Below are 15,024 nucleotides of genomic sequence, written 5' to 3'. Positions count from 1 at the left end.
GTTGCTTAAATAAACTACAGTCAAATGGTGATTGATTAAACCTTAGTCAGTCTAGCAAACAATACAGTTTAGGATAACTAAATTAGTCAACTTATAGAAGGATGTAGAAGTATGGCTTGTGGTAAAGTCAAATGGTTCAACAACGCCAAAGGTTTTGGTTTCATCGTAGAAGACGGTTGCGAGAACGACATTTTTGCTCATTACTCCACTATTGTAATGGACGGATACAAGACGCTTAAAGCTGGTCAAGATGTTACCTTCGAATTACAACAGGGCCCTAAAGGTCTACACGCTACTAATATAGCCCCTAACGGCGATATTATAGAGTAATTGTAAATATGAGACTAAAGCGAGTGACCTGTTTAGATCCTCGCTTAATTCCCTAAATATCCCTAACCACTTACATATAAATTGCTTCATTGTTTGTTAATTCAACCCCGCTCCTTGATTTTATTTTATCTACCCCAATAATTTCAGTATTAGAGGTTAACTGCTGGCGTTTGGCGCGTAATCCTAGCCCTTTTTAGCCAAGCTTGTTACACTCTTCATCCTGTAAAACGTAATTACTTTAGCCTAATGGCTAGTTTGTAATTACATAAATTTCAGTTATAAAAGACACTAGTCCGTCAGGTGTGATTATTCTCACCTTGTTTAGGTTATACGAGTACCAACACCTAACAGACTACTCATTGCATATACTAATGCTTTATTTATAAGGTATTAAGCGATGATTTCTTTGCATTGTTGAATTAGGCCAATGCGGCCTACTATCTAGGAATGATGATGACATCAAAAATTATCTATACAAAAACGGACGAAGCTCCGGCACTAGCAACTTATTCGTTGTTACCTATTATCCAAGCGTACACAAATGCGGCAGGTGTTGAAGTTGAAACACGCGACATCTCATTAGCTGGTCGTGTAATTGCGAGCTTCCCGGATTACCTAACAGAAGAACAACGCATTGGTGATGCACTTGCAGAGCTTGGCGAAATGGCAAAAACACCAGAAGCTAACATCATTAAATTACCGAACATTAGTGCATCAGTTCCGCAACTTCGCGCTGTAATTAAAGAGCTTCAAGAAAAAGGTTATGCACTTCCAGAATACCCTGTAGAACCTAAAAACGATGAAGAAAAAGCGATTCAAGCAGCCTACGATAAAATTAAAGGCAGCGCAGTAAACCCTGTACTTCGTGAAGGTAACTCTGACCGTCGCGCACCAGGTTCAGTGAAAGAGTATGCACGTAATAACCCACATTCAATGGGCGCGTGGAGCAAAGATTCACAATCATACGTTGCAAGTATGGAAGAAGGTGACTTCTTTGGTTCTGAGCAATCAGTAACTGTTGATGAAGCAACGGATGTTCGTATTGAACACGTAGCGGCTAATGGCGATATCACTGTACTTAAGCAAAGCACGCCATTACTTGCTGGTGAAGTAATTGATGCATCACGTATTAGCGCTGCAAAATTACAAGCATTCCTAGAAGCTGAAATTAATGCTGCTAAGGAAAAAGGCGTGTTATTTTCGCTTCACATGAAAGCAACCATGATGAAAGTATCTGATCCAATCATCTTTGGTCACGCTGTAAAAGTATTCTACAAAGACGTTTTTGCAAAACACGGTGCACTTTTTGAAGAGCTAGGTGTTGATGTAAACAACGGTTTAGGCGATGTGTACTCTAAAATTCAAACATTAGATGACGCTAAGCGCGAAGAAATTGAAGCAGATATTCAAGCTGTTTATGCTAACCGCCCTGCTATCGCAATGGTTGATTCTCATCGTGGCATTACAAACTTACACGTACCAAGTGATGTGATCATCGATGCTTCTATGCCTGCTGCAATTCGTTCAAGCGGTCAAATGTGGAATAAAGACGATAAATTACAAGACACAAGCTTTGTAATTCCAGATCGTTGTTACTCTGGCGTTTACCAAGCAACGATTGATTTTTGTAAAGAGCACGGTGCTTTTGATCCTACGACTATGGGTAGCGTACCAAACGTTGGCCTTATGGCTCAAAAAGCGGAAGAGTACGGCTCACATGACAAAACATTTGAAGCAAAAGCTGACGGTACTATTCGTGTTGTTGACACAAATGGCAACACCCTACTTGAGCACAGTGTTGAGCAAGGCGATATCTGGCGCATGTGTCAGGTTAAAGATGCACCAATTCAAGATTGGGTTAAACTTGCAGTAAACCGCGCTCGCGCAACAGGTAATCCGGCTATTTTCTGGTTAGATGCAGAACGTGCACACGATGCTGAGCTAATCAAAAAAGTGAATAAATACCTGCCAGAACACGACACTGCTGGCCTAGATATTCAAATTTTATCGCCAATGGATGCAACCTTATTCTCACTAGCACGCATCAAAGAAGGTAAAGACACGATTTCTGTAACAGGTAACGTGTTACGTGATTACCTAACAGATTTATTCCCAATTTTAGAATTGGGCACTAGTGCTAAAATGCTTTCAATTGTGCCACTAATGAATGGCGGTGGTCTATTTGAAACAGGTGCGGGTGGTTCTGCTCCTAAGCACGTTCAACAGTTTGAAAAAGAAAACCACTTACGTTGGGATTCTTTAGGTGAGTTCTTAGCACTTGCTGCGTCACTTGAACACCTAAGTACAACAACGGGTAATAACAAGGCACAAGTACTTGCGGATACGCTTGATAAAGCAACGGGTACATTCTTAGCTGAAAACAAGTCGCCTTCACGTAAAGTAAAAGAAATTGATAACCGTGGTTCTCATTTCTTCTTATCTTTATTCTGGGCTCAAGAACTTGCTAAGCAAAATGAAGATAGCGAGCTTAAAGCGCAATTTACACAAATTGCTAGCGACCTTGAAACCAACAAAGAGCAAATTGTTAGCGAGCTAAACGATGCACAGGGTCCTGCAATGAACATTGGCGGATACTTCCAGCCAAATGACGATGCAGCCTTCAAAGCAATGCGTCCGAGCACAACATTTAACGAGATTTTATCTAAACTAGTATAAATCAGTTAAATGAATGAAAAGGCGCTCATAGAGCGCCTTTTTTGTGCCTAAGAAAAAGGCCGCTAATGCGGCCTTTTAAATTCAACTTTAAAAGTTTATTTTGTGTACGCGCGTGGCATGTTCGACTCTGTTGTATAGCGCTCACGCAGTTTATCTTGGCGAGATTCAGTACTAACCTCAACCCCATTAATAAACATTTTATTCACGTGACTGCTCAGCTCAAACGGGTCGTTACTCCACATAACAACATCAGCGGCTTTTCCTACTTCTAGGCTACCGGCATTAATACCAAATACATCAGCCACATTCGAAGTCATGGCCTTTAACGCGCCTTGTTGGCTCATACCGTAAGACACTGCGTTACCGGCATCGTAGCGAAGCTGGTAAACATTGTGACTGGCATCGCCACCCACAGTTAATAGCACTTTAACACCGGCTTTTTCTAATATGCCGGCATTATTTAAGCTTGCATGCAATGAATCGAAGCTGCCTGGTAAATTATCCATTGCACTAATGATCACAGGAATGCCTGCTTTAGCGATGCGATCTTTAACTACAACGGCATCTTGAGCGCCATTAAGGACAATGTTTACGCCAAACTGCTGTTTCACTTTTATTAGTTCAACAATATCAGCCGAACGCGACACACTAATTAGTAATGGCATATCGCCTTTTAGTACTTTAGCCATTATGGTGTCTTCAGCACTTGGCTTAGCGTCGTCTTTTTTGGCTTCTTTACTTGCTTTAGTTTGATGCTCATCTAACTTATTGATAAGTGTTTGCAAGGTAAATGCACGAGAGCCTTTGCTGCGTTCACCCAAATGAACCACTAATGCTGCTTGCTTTTTATTTACGCTTTCGAAGCTACCACTTAAATCAACAACACTTGCAAGGCCTGCAAATATGCTGTCACCACCGTAAGGGGTGATCAAATCGCGAGTAATACCGCCTTTACGTGCATAAGCAATTAAGCTTGAACGAGGATTAAATGCCAAGCTTGCATCAAAATCGATACCCGCTTTGTCTTCTCCTGCATCGCGAGAACCGGCAACCGCACCTACTTCAACTAAGCCAAGCTGGTTTACACTGGCTATAAAACCTGGAGTCACTATTTGACCTTGAGCATCAATAACTTTGTCAACTTTAAAATCGCTAGGGTTAATGGCAGTGATTTTGCCATCATTCATAACTATGCTAGCTCCTTCTAATACACCTTGATCTGAAGATGTATGCAAAGTTGCATTAATAATTGCCAGTGACTCTGCGCTCACGGTACCCGATGCTAATAGCCCTGCAGCAACCAGAGAAAGCGAAAACGAACGTGATAATTTTTTCATTCTGGGTGCTCCTTATTGTTGACCTAACATAAAATCACTTTGTGCTTGGAATGCGCTATCGTTTCTATCGTAAACTTTTGCACCATCAACAAACACTTGCTCTGCTTTTGCATAAACACTAAACGGGCTTTGATTCCAAATAACAACATCAGCTTGTTTGCCTGCTTCAAGTGAGCCTGTTTTATCTTCAATACCTAACGATTTAGCGGCGTTAGCTGTGATCCACTTAATTGCATGCTGCTCAGAAATATCAAACCCATTTTGGTTTGCACTGTACATTACTTTAGCGGCTTCTTGGTTTAAGCGTTGAATCGTCGTGTCAGAATCTGAGTGCACAACGGCACATGAGTTTTTAACGGCATCAACAATAGCTACGTTCTCTTGCACCATATCGTAGGCTTCCATTTTAAAGCCCCACCAGTCTGGCCAAAGTGCAGCACACGAGCCGTTTTCAGCCAGTAAATCAGCAATTTTGTATGCTTCAATACCGTGATGGAATGTGCCCGCATGATAATTAAACTCTTTTGAAAGGTCGATCATCATCGCCATTTCTTCTGCTTTGTAGCAGTGATTATGAATACGAACGTCACCTTCTAAAACACCGCGTAATGTATCGTATTTAATATCTCGGTGTGGAGCTTCTGGGTTTTTACCCGCAGCGTAATCAGCATCGTATTTATCCCACTCACGCTTATATTCTTGAGCGCCAATCCATGCTGTGCGATAACCTGCCATATTACCCATACGTGTCATCGGTAATACACCTTTTCGACCGTAAACACGTTTAGGATTTTCACCACAGGCCATTTTTAAACCGTATGGCGCATCAGGAAATTTCATTCCTTGCATGGTATGAGCCGGTACATTTTTAAGGGTAACGCCACGTCCACCAAATAAATTAGCTGAACCTGGTAAAATTTGTAATGACGTAATACCGCCTTCACGTGCGCGATTAAAACCTGGATCTTGTGGCCATATTGAATGCTCAACCCATACTTCTGCCGTATTAGGGCTGGTCATTTCGTTACCATCTTGATGAGACTCAACCGATGGATTTGGATAAGCACCTAAATGTGAATGAACGTCAATAATGCCTGGTGTTACCCATTTACCTTGCGCGTCAATAGTGGTGTCTGCATTAGCGGTTAAATCTTTGCCAACTTGCTGCACTTTACCGTCAACAATCAGTACGTCAGCTTCATCTAAACGCTCACCCGTCCCTGTTAATATCGTTGCATTAGTGATCAAGGTGCTTGATGTCGCTACTGGCTGATAAGTACTTGGGTATGGGTTTTTATTAATGGTTACTTTTGGATCTTGTGGGCCGCTTTCTTGGCAACCAACAAGTGCTGCTGCTAAACCAACAGCTAACAATGAGGGAGCAAATTTTTGCATGTTTTTAGGTTCTCCTGTTTTTTTACTACTTTAGCGAAAGCAAACGCATAAAGCTAAAAAAACAGGTGAAAAGGCGGTTATTTAAGGTGAGTTTCTGTAATTATTTTTTTATATAATTGTTATAAAGCTTATCCAAAGCTCCTTCGGTGGTGAGCGATGGATCTTTACTTATAAAGTGTTTAACCGTTCGGGTTACAAAATCTGAGTTTTGCTTATGTAATTTTGAAAAATCTTTAATCAATGTATTACCATCTTTTGCGGCTGTGACTTTATCATGGCGATGTCTGTATTGGCTCAATGCCTTATTAAAATCACCTTGATAGTCTTCCACTAAAATTTTATAGAAATCACTTTTTTGTACCTTTAAAACATTAATGCAATAATTAAGCGCTTCTTTAAAGTCGTAAAATACAGTGCCTTCTACATCAAACTCTTTGGTTTTTTCACGCACTGTGACACGTGCTTCTTCAGTGGCATAACTAAACCCCGTAAAAGCGAGTCGCTCAGCCGCTTCTTTACCGAGTTTCATACCCGCTTGAATACTATGAGCAAATTCATCACTCATGTCAGCGAGCTCGTTTTCTTCCCACATGTTATAAACGCGCAAAGGCTTTGCATACTTATTAGATAACTTCTTTTTAAGTTTGCTAAATCGCTCATCAATGGTCATTAATCGCTCATTGTGAAGTAATGCATGGCATTCATAACAAGCTGCAATGGCAACAAAGTCAGCTTCTTCACCTAGATCAATAATACTTTGTAGCATATGCAATGGCGGGCAATGATCGCGCTCTGTTGCCTCACAGCCGCAATAAAAACATTGGTTAAAATGCTGTTGCTCACACGCATAAGCTTGCTGGTAGTAACTTGCTAACGTTTTATTCACAATTGCGCTCCAAAAATATAAAATGCCACAAATTTAGGGCGCGATAATAACAGCCTGAAAAAATATTTCAGTAGGAAAACGCTAAAGTGTGTCAAAAATAAATTATTTATGAACAACTTTTCATACACCTACAAAATTGCACGATTTATATACACATCTTCTTACAGCTTACCCCATTCAGTTAACAACATTTCAGCTACATTAAGCAATACTTAAGTTGCATATAAACAAAGAGGCAAATAATATGATTTCTTTCAAAGCAACTCTATATTCAACTGTATTATTGGGCGCAGCAACATTAACAGCACCTGTAATGGCGGCCACTTTTGTTGCCGCTGATTCATCACCCGGTACCCAAGCTTGCATGGCCGTTGCATCTAACAAAAGACTGACACTGCTCAGAACAATGAAAGATCTACGTATAGATAAACATGTAATTAGCAAAAAATTACTCTGTAATGATTTATCAGTAGGTGACTTTGTAACGCTGTATGATTTAAATAAATCAGCACAATTTTTAAATATTGAAGCATCTACTAGTACGTCAATAAGAGATTTAGCAAAAGTAAATAAACCGCTTGTAGTTATTATGGCGGGATCTAAATAACCTGAGTTCTAATTAAAAAATCGTGAGTTTTAAATGCGTTTAATTTACTCGAGTCAAACACGTTAAGCAGGATCTAATTACCTGCTTAACGTGTATTTATTATTAAATAAGCGCTGCCAACAAACCAAATAAGCCACCAAATACCCCACCCCACACAACGAGCCAGCCTAAGTGTTCGCGGATCATGGTTTGAATTATTTCTTTTACCATTTTAGGGGTGAGTTCATCTAAGCGTTCATCCACTAACTTAAGAACCGTATTATGTAGGTTTTGCGCGTTATTCCCTTGGGTTAACATATCGCTTAATAGCGTTTTAAAATCGTCGGTGTCGCTTATTTGCACCAGCGATAATTGCATTTTTTCAATAAACTTTTCTCGCATTGGCTCAACGGCTTCAGTGCCACCAAACATTGCAAGCATGCTACCAAATTGTGATTGCTCAATAACCACTAACAAATTATCGAATGCAGGGTTTAAATCTACTTTATAAATTACCGATTCAAAATCAATCGTTGGCTGTGCCTTACTTAGAAGCTTGTCTATTTTATGCTCAGAAAAGAACTCCGTAAGTATTAAATTTCTTATAGCCACTTTAAAGCTTTCAAACTTAAGCGCAATTACACCTGATCCATATAAAAACGGTACTTTTTCAAACAGCATATGAATAGCGAGTAAATTTGTAACCGCACCAGAGAGTGCAAATAAACCCACCGAAAGTACAATGGCTTGATCAAATACAAAACCAATAACAACACAACACGCTGCTAATAAGTTAGTGATAAAACTTTTATTCATTTTTATTCCATTTCAGTGATTTGTATCAGAAATTGATAGTCTTAATTTTACACCGATTAATTTGTTTATTTAATCTCTTTTTGCCATAGTTTATTTATAGGTTTAAAAGGTGACTATTGTTATGTGGAAAACAATCAATCAACAGATCAGCCAAGCTATCCATTACGATTTTAAACACACCCATAAACGTCAGTTGCAAAATACATCCACCGATAAGTTGTTTCACTTAAGCGATGGCAAGCACAATTACTTAGTTAAAATTGCGCAAAAACATGAACTAGAACGCTTTGAGGCTCAAGCTCAAGGTTTAAAACAGCTTACTCAAAACAGTGTATTTATGGTGCCAGACTGCATTACAACTGGGGCCAATATAGAATTCGCCTTTATTGTATTAGAGTGGCTTGCACTTGACGAGCTTCCCCATACCCATTGGTCAGCTATGGGGGAGCATCTTGCTATGTTACATCAAAAACACCAGCAAGCGATGTTTGGTTTTGACACCGACAATTATTTAAGCTCAACACCTCAACCTAATCAGTGGCATAAAAAATGGGATGTATTTTTTGCAGAAGAACGTATTGGTTGGCAATTACAGCTATTAGCTGAAAAAGGCATTGCACTTGCAGACCCCGAGCAACTGATAAATTTAGTAAAAGAGCAACTGCATAATCATCATGTTTTACCCTCACTAATACATGGCGATTTTTGGCGCGGTAATATGGGCTTTGTAAACAACATTCCGACCTTATTTGACCCTGCCTGCTATTACGGAGATCGGGAGGTCGATATTGCTATGAGTGAGCTTTATGCCCCCCTCCCTGAAGAGTTTTATAGTACCTACAATCACCAATATCCTTTAGCTCAGGGTTATGAGCAACGTAAGCTTGTTTACCAGCTTTACCCTATTTTAAACAACGCCAACATTTATGCGGGGCATTATCTAAATCAGGCTAAAGACCACGTTGATAAACTAATTAAACTAAAATAAATGTAGTAAACAAAATATAAGCACTATAATTATTATTAGCTCGTTGTGTGCTACCCACGTAAAAAAACTTAGTTTTTATGAGGTGTTATTATGAAAGACTTTTTATCACAACGTATCGCCTGCCCACATTGTGGACACCATATTCATTTAGATCTCGATGCCAGTATGGGCGACCAAGACTACTATGAAGAATGCAGTGCCTGTTGTAACCTTATACACTTGAACATGCATATAGATTATGCAAGTAATAAGTTAGAGTTACATGTGGACAGCGATGACGAACAAATATTTTAACTATGTTGGCGCATGTAGTTTTCAACGGTGTTTATAATAGTGTAGGTTTGCTGGTCGACTTCAATATTGAACTCATCACCCACAACGGCTTCACCTAAATTAGTTATATCGAGTGTTTCTGGAATTAAATGCAACCAAAAGCCAAACTCATCAATATTACCCACCGTTAAACTTGCACCATTAACAGATACAAATCCTTTGTATAGCACATATTTTTGCCATTTTTGTGGCAGGCTGAGCTGTATTTTGTAGTTGTTTTCTAACTTCACTATTTGCGCAATTTTTGCGGTGCAATGTATATGTCCAGATACAATATGCCCACCCAACTCAGTACCAAATGACACTGAACGCTCGTAATTAACTAAACTACCCAATTCCAGTTGCCCAAGATTAGTTAGCTGCAGAGTTTCGTCAATAACATCAAAATGCACTTGAGCAACCACATCATGATTACTTAGCTCTACTTTCACAACAGTCAAACAGCAACCATTTATAGCGATGCTGGCACCTAAGTCTAAATGCTTCACGTATTGCTCATTAACAGAAACTACCAAGCGTAATACGCCCTGTGCATGGGTTTTAGAAACTACCGTTGCTTGAGTTTGAATAATACCGGTAAACATAAAAATCGCTTCTATTTCTAACAAAGTGCTAGTTTAACGTATCAAAAGACAAAATCATTCACTTAATAGCACTTATTCATGGTTATTTTCACCACCAAGATGAATTAAATACAAACACCGACCACCAGCATAGCTTGGCAGATCACAATAGATTACAATGCGACTATGTTTTTCTGAATAGCTGTTTTTTATGACTTTTTGTAGTTGGGAAGCCAAACGTTTACTTTCTCTTGCCGTTCCCGTTTTTTTAGCACAAGTAACTTTAGTATTAATGTCTGTGGTTGACACCATTATGGCAGGTCAAGTGAGTCCGACCGATTTAGCAGCCTTATCAATTGCTACGGGGATATGGAACCCAATTTTATTAGCAATACAAGGGATTTTATTAGCATTAACGGGCGTAATTGCACAATTCGCTGGTGCTAAAGATCGTAACGGCATCAGCCATTATTTTCAGCAAGCCCTTTATTTAACACTCCTTTTAAGTATTGCTGGTTTTAGTGCAGCGCAGCTTGCCAATACTGTTATTTTACAGCTAGATACCACCCCTGCAATTGCTGGACTTGCTTTTGACTACATTCATTTTGTTAAATGGGGTGTATTTGGCTTTTTAATTTTTACCGTTTATAGAAATATGACTGAAGGCATGGGGATGACCAAGCCTGCATTTTATATTAGCCTACTGGGGCTTGCGGTAAACATTCCACTCAATTATATTTTTATCAATGGCTTATTTGGCCTACCAGCATTTGGCGGAGCGGGTTGTGGTATTGCTACCGCACTCGTATTTACTGTTATGGCCATTGCGCAGGTGACTTATTGCCAGCTCAGCAAAAAAGTAGACGCCAAAGGCTTATTAGCGGGCTTTGAAAAACCTAACTTTAAAACCATAGGTATTATTACCAAACTCGGTATTCCTATATCACTAGCCACTTTTTTTGAAGTAACCTTGTTTGCCTGTATACCTTTATTTATTGCGCACTTAGGTGCGGTGGCCGTATCTGGCCATCAAATTGCAGCCAGTGTTACGGCATTATTATTTATGATGCCTCTTAGCCTCTCAATTGCAATTAGCATACGAATTGGTAATTTATTTGGGCAAAATCATTTAGATCAATTAAAAGTAGCCGTGTCTACAAGTTATATTTTAGCGGCAATTATCGCTCTATTTATTGCTTTTATTACTTTTATAGGTCGCGATGTGATTAGCGAGCTTTATAGCGATAGCCCTGCGGTACTCGCACTTGCTTCATCAATTATGATTTTAGCCTGTATTTATCAACTTCCTGATGCATTACAAGTGGCTGCAAATGGTATATTAAGAGGGTTAAAGCATACCGCGCCTATTTCTTATATCACTTTTATCTCTTATTGGTTAATCGGCTTTAGTTTAGGCTACGTATTAGCAAGAACAGACTTAATAGTGCCAGCAATGGGCCCTCACGGTTTTTGGATAGGTATTATCGTTGGATTATCAGTTGCAGCTGTACTACTGATGCTGACAGTGCATAGGCGATTTAAACGTGAACCATTTATTCTCTCTTAATCAATCAATAACTACCACACTGCCACTTAAATGGTTACTGGCAGTGTGTTGTATCTTACTTTTTGGCTGCTCAGAGCAGCCCAGTGAAGCAAATAAAACCTATTTGTCTCGCTTAAGTAATACTTTGCAAGTTCCTAAAAAAAACACAAACTCACTACAACAACTTACTTTAATTGAGCCTGTTGAAGCTTTACAGCCAGCAATTAAAATTGGCATAACTGAACTTGCTGGTATTAGCCAATGTAAACTGAACGTTTTAATAAGCGAGCATAATAATCAGTTAGGTAAAACAGCCACCGCTGCTAGTCAGTTGAAGTACCAAATAGATTTTATTCAAAGCGCGCAAAACTGTTTAAATAGCTTGGATAAACAAAGCAAGATTTACAACAAAATTGCTGCGGCAAAAACTCAAAAACAAGCTCAGCTCACTCAGTTTTTCAACAATATGTTATTTAGTGAACCCGAGCTCAACAGCAGTTGGCAACTAACCGGCCAAGAGCTCAGCACTCAACCGGCTGGGTTTAGCGACACAGTTGAGGGGCTTAAAAAGCTAACTACCATAAAACAGCTAATAGAAAACCAAAATAGTATGGCAATAAACAGTGATGATATTTTGTCAGCGCTTGAGCCGCTTAACAGATACGAGTTTAACCAACAACTTATTCAAGCCGCGCGTGAACAAATTAGCTTAAATCATGCGGCAACCCAGTTTGTAAATACTTTAACGCTTGAAGATATATGCCCAAAGGGTAAAAACAAGCAGCAAGCTAAAATTGTCAGTAATATATTCAATAAATATTATTTGAAACAAATTCAGCCTTATCAAGCGCAGCTTAGTGGTTATTTAGAAACATTGCAGCCGCTGTATGTGCAGCTGTGGTTTAATCAAGCAATAAGCAGTGAAGAAGTAAATGCCCTACTTGACCCAAACGCAAAAAACTTACTTACTCAGCTAAAATCGTCAGCAAAAGAGCATGTTGTATGGTGGCAAAAATTTTATAAAACGTGTGAAATCAGCCCAATATGAATAAAAAAACGGCAAATAAACTCAAATAGCATAAACATGCTTGATTCACTCCCCATCACGCTATATATTAGCGACCGTTGTTAAGCAATTAACAATTCTTAAATACATGCAGTACGACTGTAGCTCAGTTGGGCGAGATTGGACCGAAGCGAAGCTTCGCAGCCGAACGAGGTGGAGGCAGGACGCCGACAGGATGAAGCTTCATGGATGAATTAAAAAGTATGTAAACTTATAGTACGACTGTAGCTCAGTTGGTTAGAGCACTACCTTGACATGGTAGGGGTCGGTGGTTCGAATCCACTCAGTCGTACCAAAATTAGTGAATATTGTATTTAAAGTACGTTGAAGGAAACAGCACTACCTACTCTTGATCACCCGGTCCAGAGGTATGTGGTTTGAATCCACTCAGTCGTACCAAATATACTTTACCCCTAAAAGTATATTTAATTTAAGAATTTAAAATTGTACGACTGTAGCTCAGTTGGTTAGAGCACTACCTTGACATGGTAGGGGTCGGTGGTTCGAATCCACTCAGTCGTACCAATTCAAAAAAAGAACGTAGGTCGGTTAAGTAGCGAAGCGAAGCCATCTCACCCGACATTGGGTAACATCCATTTAATCACCCTGCAAAGCCAGTATTTATTGCTTGATAATTCATGCTATGTTAACAAATAGACTATCTTTTAAATTAATACATCAAAAGCACGCTAAGAAAGGATTTAACTATGAAGTTTGTTACGCTCATTTTACTAGCCTTACTTGGCTTTTCAGTTGAAGAAGCTCATGCAAAAACGGTGGTTAAAGTAGGTGGCTATGAGTTCCCTCCTTATATAGAAATTGTTGACGGGCGTGCTTCTGGTCTTACCATTGAATTAATAAGCGAGCTCAATAAAATACAGTCTTCTTATCATTTTGAATTAGTACTAACCACGCCTATTCGTCGCTTTAAGGATTACCAAAAAGGCCTATTCGATTCGGTTTTTTTTGAGAACCCGAACTGGGGGTGGCAACAAGGGAATAATGTAATTAGTAACTCCCCTGTTATAGCCATAGATACAGAAGTATTTATTGCTTTAAAGCAATTTGCAAAATCTCAAGCCTGGTTTGAAAACTTAGAAGATAAAACCTTGGTGGGTATTTTAGGCTACCATTATCCGTTAGCTAATTACGAAAGTAGCCCCTCAGTTCTTGAAAACGAATATAAAATGACTTTATTAAGCAGCCATAAAAGAAGTATTGAATTAGTATTAAAAAAACGCAGCGATTGCGCTATTGTTACTCGCTCTTACCTAAATCAATACTTTAGCAAGCATCCAAAAAGCAAGCGTTTGCTACTTGTGTCTGAGCGAGTTGCACAAACCTATAATCATCAGTTATTACTCCGCCCAAACCACACGCTAGATATAAGCACCTTGTATAAATGGGTAAAGCAAGCACTCACACAAGGCAATATTGCAGATAGGCTAAAGCAACTTGGGCTTCAACAATCCCCTCTAGCTACACCTTTACTGCTCACTAGCCAAACAAATACTGCTAATTAATGACAGTAACTAGAAAACTTACTATTTTCATCATTTGTCGCAAACTCAACTAATGTCATTAGCAAATCACTGTGCTTATGCGTAAACCCAGTATTAGAAAGACGCTTTTCTAAATAGGCGGTAAAGTTTTTTCGCTGCTGGTGTTGGCTTTGTAACTTAATTAAAAGCTCTGACTGTTTTTGGTTAATTAATCGTGTCTCGTATATCGGGTCTTCATCTGGCCAATTCTCTACTGGAGAGCCCTTTTGTTGAAACACAAAATCACTCAACGAGCGTTCTATTTTATTATAATCATGTTCCCCTAGCAGTTTTTCTATCTCTTTTAGTAAACTTGAGTACAACACCCGAGGAAAAAGCTTATAAAAATCATGATTTTTGAAAGACTCACCAGAGGGCGTTTGCTGCCAATTTTCAAAGCTTGCTCGTAAAGCATGTACTAATATACGCCCTACATAATGGCTTTTTTGAAACGAAACGCCTTGCGACTCTAATCTCGATAAAACATGGTTTAACCGTTGCTTTAAACTACGTACTTCTAGTTGTAGTTCGCTTTTTTGAGTCTCTAGTAATTGTATTTCGTCAGCACTTGTTGTTATTTTTTGTTCTAACTTATTTATTTTAACTTGTGCACCATGAAACAAATCACGTGTATCTTTGAGCTCGGCCAATACACTGGCATTTTGTAATTTTATAGGCGAATTACCATCGCCTTTATAGGTTATGGTCTGTTTACTGTTTTTTAATGCTTCGTTTAACGCGCGCTCTAATTTACTGTCTATTACTTGACCAGACTTACTGCCTTTAAGCAACGTGGTTAGAGTTAAAGAAATATGCTTTTGATACCAATTTTGGATGTGCTCACACTGCACATCAGATAAATTAGCAAATGGATTATCTTCACTTATTGGCTTATTAGCCATAAAAGTTCCCTCTAGTAAAAACACCTTTAATTATCATACCAACTCAATTGAAATGGTGA

At 39.1% G+C, this 15,024-nt stretch carries 14 protein-coding genes and 2 tRNA genes; 10 read left to right on the top strand and 6 right to left on the bottom strand.

Features of this window, described 5'->3' with window-relative positions:
- The first annotated feature begins 111 nt into the window (after positions 1-111).
- Together cspD and CWB77_RS01410 are read left to right on the top strand one after the other, a co-directional pair.
- On the top strand, positions 112-330 hold the full coding sequence (cspD, locus tag CWB77_RS01415; protein ID WP_008110104.1) for a cold shock domain-containing protein CspD: 219 nt from the start codon (positions 112-114) through the stop codon (positions 328-330).
- A 453-nt stretch (positions 331-783) separates the two neighbouring features.
- Entirely contained in the window at positions 784-3,006 is a 2,223-nt protein-coding gene (locus tag CWB77_RS01410; RefSeq protein ID WP_055011829.1) for an NADP-dependent isocitrate dehydrogenase, read from the top strand.
- A 95-nt stretch (positions 3,007-3,101) separates the two neighbouring features.
- Here the strand turns inward: CWB77_RS01410 and CWB77_RS01405 are convergent, their stop codons facing one another.
- From CWB77_RS01405 to CWB77_RS01395, 3 genes are all read right to left on the bottom strand, one after another.
- Positions 3,102-4,343 (bottom strand): amidohydrolase family protein, encoded by a 1,242-nt coding sequence (locus tag CWB77_RS01405; RefSeq protein WP_138620970.1) that lies wholly within the window; start codon positions 4,341-4,343, stop codon positions 3,102-3,104.
- Between the two features lie 12 nt (positions 4,344-4,355).
- Positions 4,356-5,738, bottom strand: a complete 1,383-nt coding sequence (locus CWB77_RS01400; protein ID WP_138620968.1) for an amidohydrolase — start codon at positions 5,736-5,738, stop codon at positions 4,356-4,358.
- A gap of 100 nt (positions 5,739-5,838) precedes the next feature.
- Positions 5,839-6,624 carry a hypothetical protein gene (locus CWB77_RS01395; protein WP_008110111.1) on the bottom strand — a complete coding sequence of 262 codons (786 nt, stop codon included), beginning with the start codon at positions 6,622-6,624 and terminating at the stop codon, positions 5,839-5,841.
- A 244-nt stretch (positions 6,625-6,868) separates the two neighbouring features.
- On the opposite strand from CWB77_RS01395, the gene CWB77_RS01390 reads away from it, so the two are divergent.
- Positions 6,869-7,231: a DUF3718 domain-containing protein gene (locus CWB77_RS01390; protein ID WP_036984821.1), complete on the top strand. Its 363-nt coding sequence runs from the start codon at positions 6,869-6,871 to the stop codon at positions 7,229-7,231.
- A gap of 102 nt (positions 7,232-7,333) precedes the next feature.
- Here CWB77_RS01390 and CWB77_RS01385 read toward each other — a convergent pair whose 3' ends face one another.
- Positions 7,334-8,026 (bottom strand): DUF445 domain-containing protein, encoded by a 693-nt coding sequence (locus tag CWB77_RS01385; RefSeq protein WP_138620966.1) that lies wholly within the window; start codon positions 8,024-8,026, stop codon positions 7,334-7,336.
- 121 nt (positions 8,027-8,147) lie between these two features.
- On the opposite strand from CWB77_RS01385, the gene CWB77_RS01380 reads away from it, so the two are divergent.
- A complete protein-coding gene (locus tag CWB77_RS01380; protein ID WP_055011826.1) occupies positions 8,148-9,014 on the top strand; it encodes a fructosamine kinase family protein in 867 nt (288 codons plus the stop codon).
- A 90-nt stretch (positions 9,015-9,104) separates the two neighbouring features.
- On the top strand, positions 9,105-9,308 hold the full coding sequence (locus CWB77_RS01375; protein WP_008110120.1) for a CPXCG motif-containing cysteine-rich protein: 204 nt from the start codon (positions 9,105-9,107) through the stop codon (positions 9,306-9,308).
- On the opposite strand, the gene CWB77_RS01370 is transcribed toward CWB77_RS01375, so the two are convergent.
- Positions 9,305-9,931: a riboflavin synthase gene (locus CWB77_RS01370; RefSeq protein WP_054200746.1), complete on the bottom strand. Its 627-nt coding sequence runs from the start codon at positions 9,929-9,931 to the stop codon at positions 9,305-9,307. The genes CWB77_RS01375 and CWB77_RS01370 overlap by 4 nt on opposite strands.
- A 190-nt stretch (positions 9,932-10,121) precedes the next feature.
- Between CWB77_RS01370 and CWB77_RS01365 the strand changes: the two genes are divergently transcribed.
- From CWB77_RS01365 to CWB77_RS01345, 5 genes are all read left to right on the top strand, one after another.
- A complete protein-coding gene (locus CWB77_RS01365) occupies positions 10,122-11,477 on the top strand; it encodes an MATE family efflux transporter (protein WP_054200745.1) in 1,356 nt (451 codons plus the stop codon).
- Positions 11,455-12,504 (top strand): DUF3080 family protein, encoded by a 1,050-nt coding sequence (locus CWB77_RS01360; protein ID WP_138620964.1) that lies wholly within the window; start codon positions 11,455-11,457, stop codon positions 12,502-12,504. Before CWB77_RS01365 ends, CWB77_RS01360 begins: the two co-directional genes overlap by 23 nt.
- A 236-nt stretch (positions 12,505-12,740) precedes the next feature.
- Positions 12,741-12,817 (top strand) — tRNA-Val (locus CWB77_RS01355).
- 153 nt (positions 12,818-12,970) lie between these two features.
- Positions 12,971-13,047: transfer RNA gene (locus CWB77_RS01350), tRNA-Val, on the top strand.
- A 182-nt stretch (positions 13,048-13,229) separates the two neighbouring features.
- Positions 13,230-14,045: an amino acid ABC transporter substrate-binding protein gene (locus CWB77_RS01345; RefSeq protein WP_138620962.1), complete on the top strand. Its 816-nt coding sequence runs from the start codon at positions 13,230-13,232 to the stop codon at positions 14,043-14,045.
- Here CWB77_RS01345 and CWB77_RS01340 read toward each other — a convergent pair.
- On the bottom strand, positions 14,042-14,965 hold the full coding sequence (locus CWB77_RS01340) for a V-type ATP synthase subunit I domain-containing protein (protein WP_138620960.1): 924 nt from the start codon (positions 14,963-14,965) through the stop codon (positions 14,042-14,044). The genes CWB77_RS01345 and CWB77_RS01340 overlap by 4 nt on opposite strands.
- Between the last annotated feature and the right edge of the window lie 59 nt (positions 14,966-15,024).

Origin of the sequence: Pseudoalteromonas sp. S1610 (assembly GCF_005887465.1) — a bacterium.
Taxonomy (GTDB): Bacteria; Pseudomonadota; Gammaproteobacteria; order Enterobacterales; family Alteromonadaceae; genus Pseudoalteromonas; species Pseudoalteromonas undina.
Note: the sequence above shows the minus strand (reverse complement) of the source record. Positions and strands in the feature narration are given on the sequence as shown.

Excerpts from the sequence above, each read along its gene's own strand:
- CWB77_RS01380 (WP_055011826.1), top strand. The coding sequence starts at position 8,148 with ATGTGGAAAACAATCAATCAACAGATCAGCCAAGCTATCCATTACGAT.
- CWB77_RS01390 (WP_036984821.1), top strand. The coding sequence starts at position 6,869 with ATGATTTCTTTCAAAGCAACTCTATATTCAACTGTATTATTGGGCGCA.
- cspD (WP_008110104.1), top strand. The coding sequence starts at position 112 with ATGGCTTGTGGTAAAGTCAAATGGTTCAACAACGCCAAAGGTTTTGGT.
- CWB77_RS01400 (WP_138620968.1), bottom strand. The coding sequence starts at position 5,738 with ATGCAAAAATTTGCTCCCTCATTGTTAGCTGTTGGTTTAGCAGCAGCA.
- CWB77_RS01410 (WP_055011829.1), top strand. The coding sequence starts at position 784 with ATGACATCAAAAATTATCTATACAAAAACGGACGAAGCTCCGGCACTA.
- CWB77_RS01405 (WP_138620970.1), bottom strand. The coding sequence starts at position 4,343 with ATGAAAAAATTATCACGTTCGTTTTCGCTTTCTCTGGTTGCTGCAGGG.
- CWB77_RS01385 (WP_138620966.1), bottom strand. The coding sequence starts at position 8,026 with ATGAATAAAAGTTTTATCACTAACTTATTAGCAGCGTGTTGTGTTGTT.
- CWB77_RS01365 (WP_054200745.1), top strand. The coding sequence starts at position 10,122 with ATGACTTTTTGTAGTTGGGAAGCCAAACGTTTACTTTCTCTTGCCGTT.
- CWB77_RS01345 (WP_138620962.1), top strand. The coding sequence starts at position 13,230 with ATGAAGTTTGTTACGCTCATTTTACTAGCCTTACTTGGCTTTTCAGTT.
- CWB77_RS01370 (WP_054200746.1), bottom strand. The coding sequence starts at position 9,931 with ATGTTTACCGGTATTATTCAAACTCAAGCAACGGTAGTTTCTAAAACC.
- CWB77_RS01340 (WP_138620960.1), bottom strand. The coding sequence starts at position 14,965 with ATGGCTAATAAGCCAATAAGTGAAGATAATCCATTTGCTAATTTATCT.
- CWB77_RS01375 (WP_008110120.1), top strand. The coding sequence starts at position 9,105 with ATGAAAGACTTTTTATCACAACGTATCGCCTGCCCACATTGTGGACAC.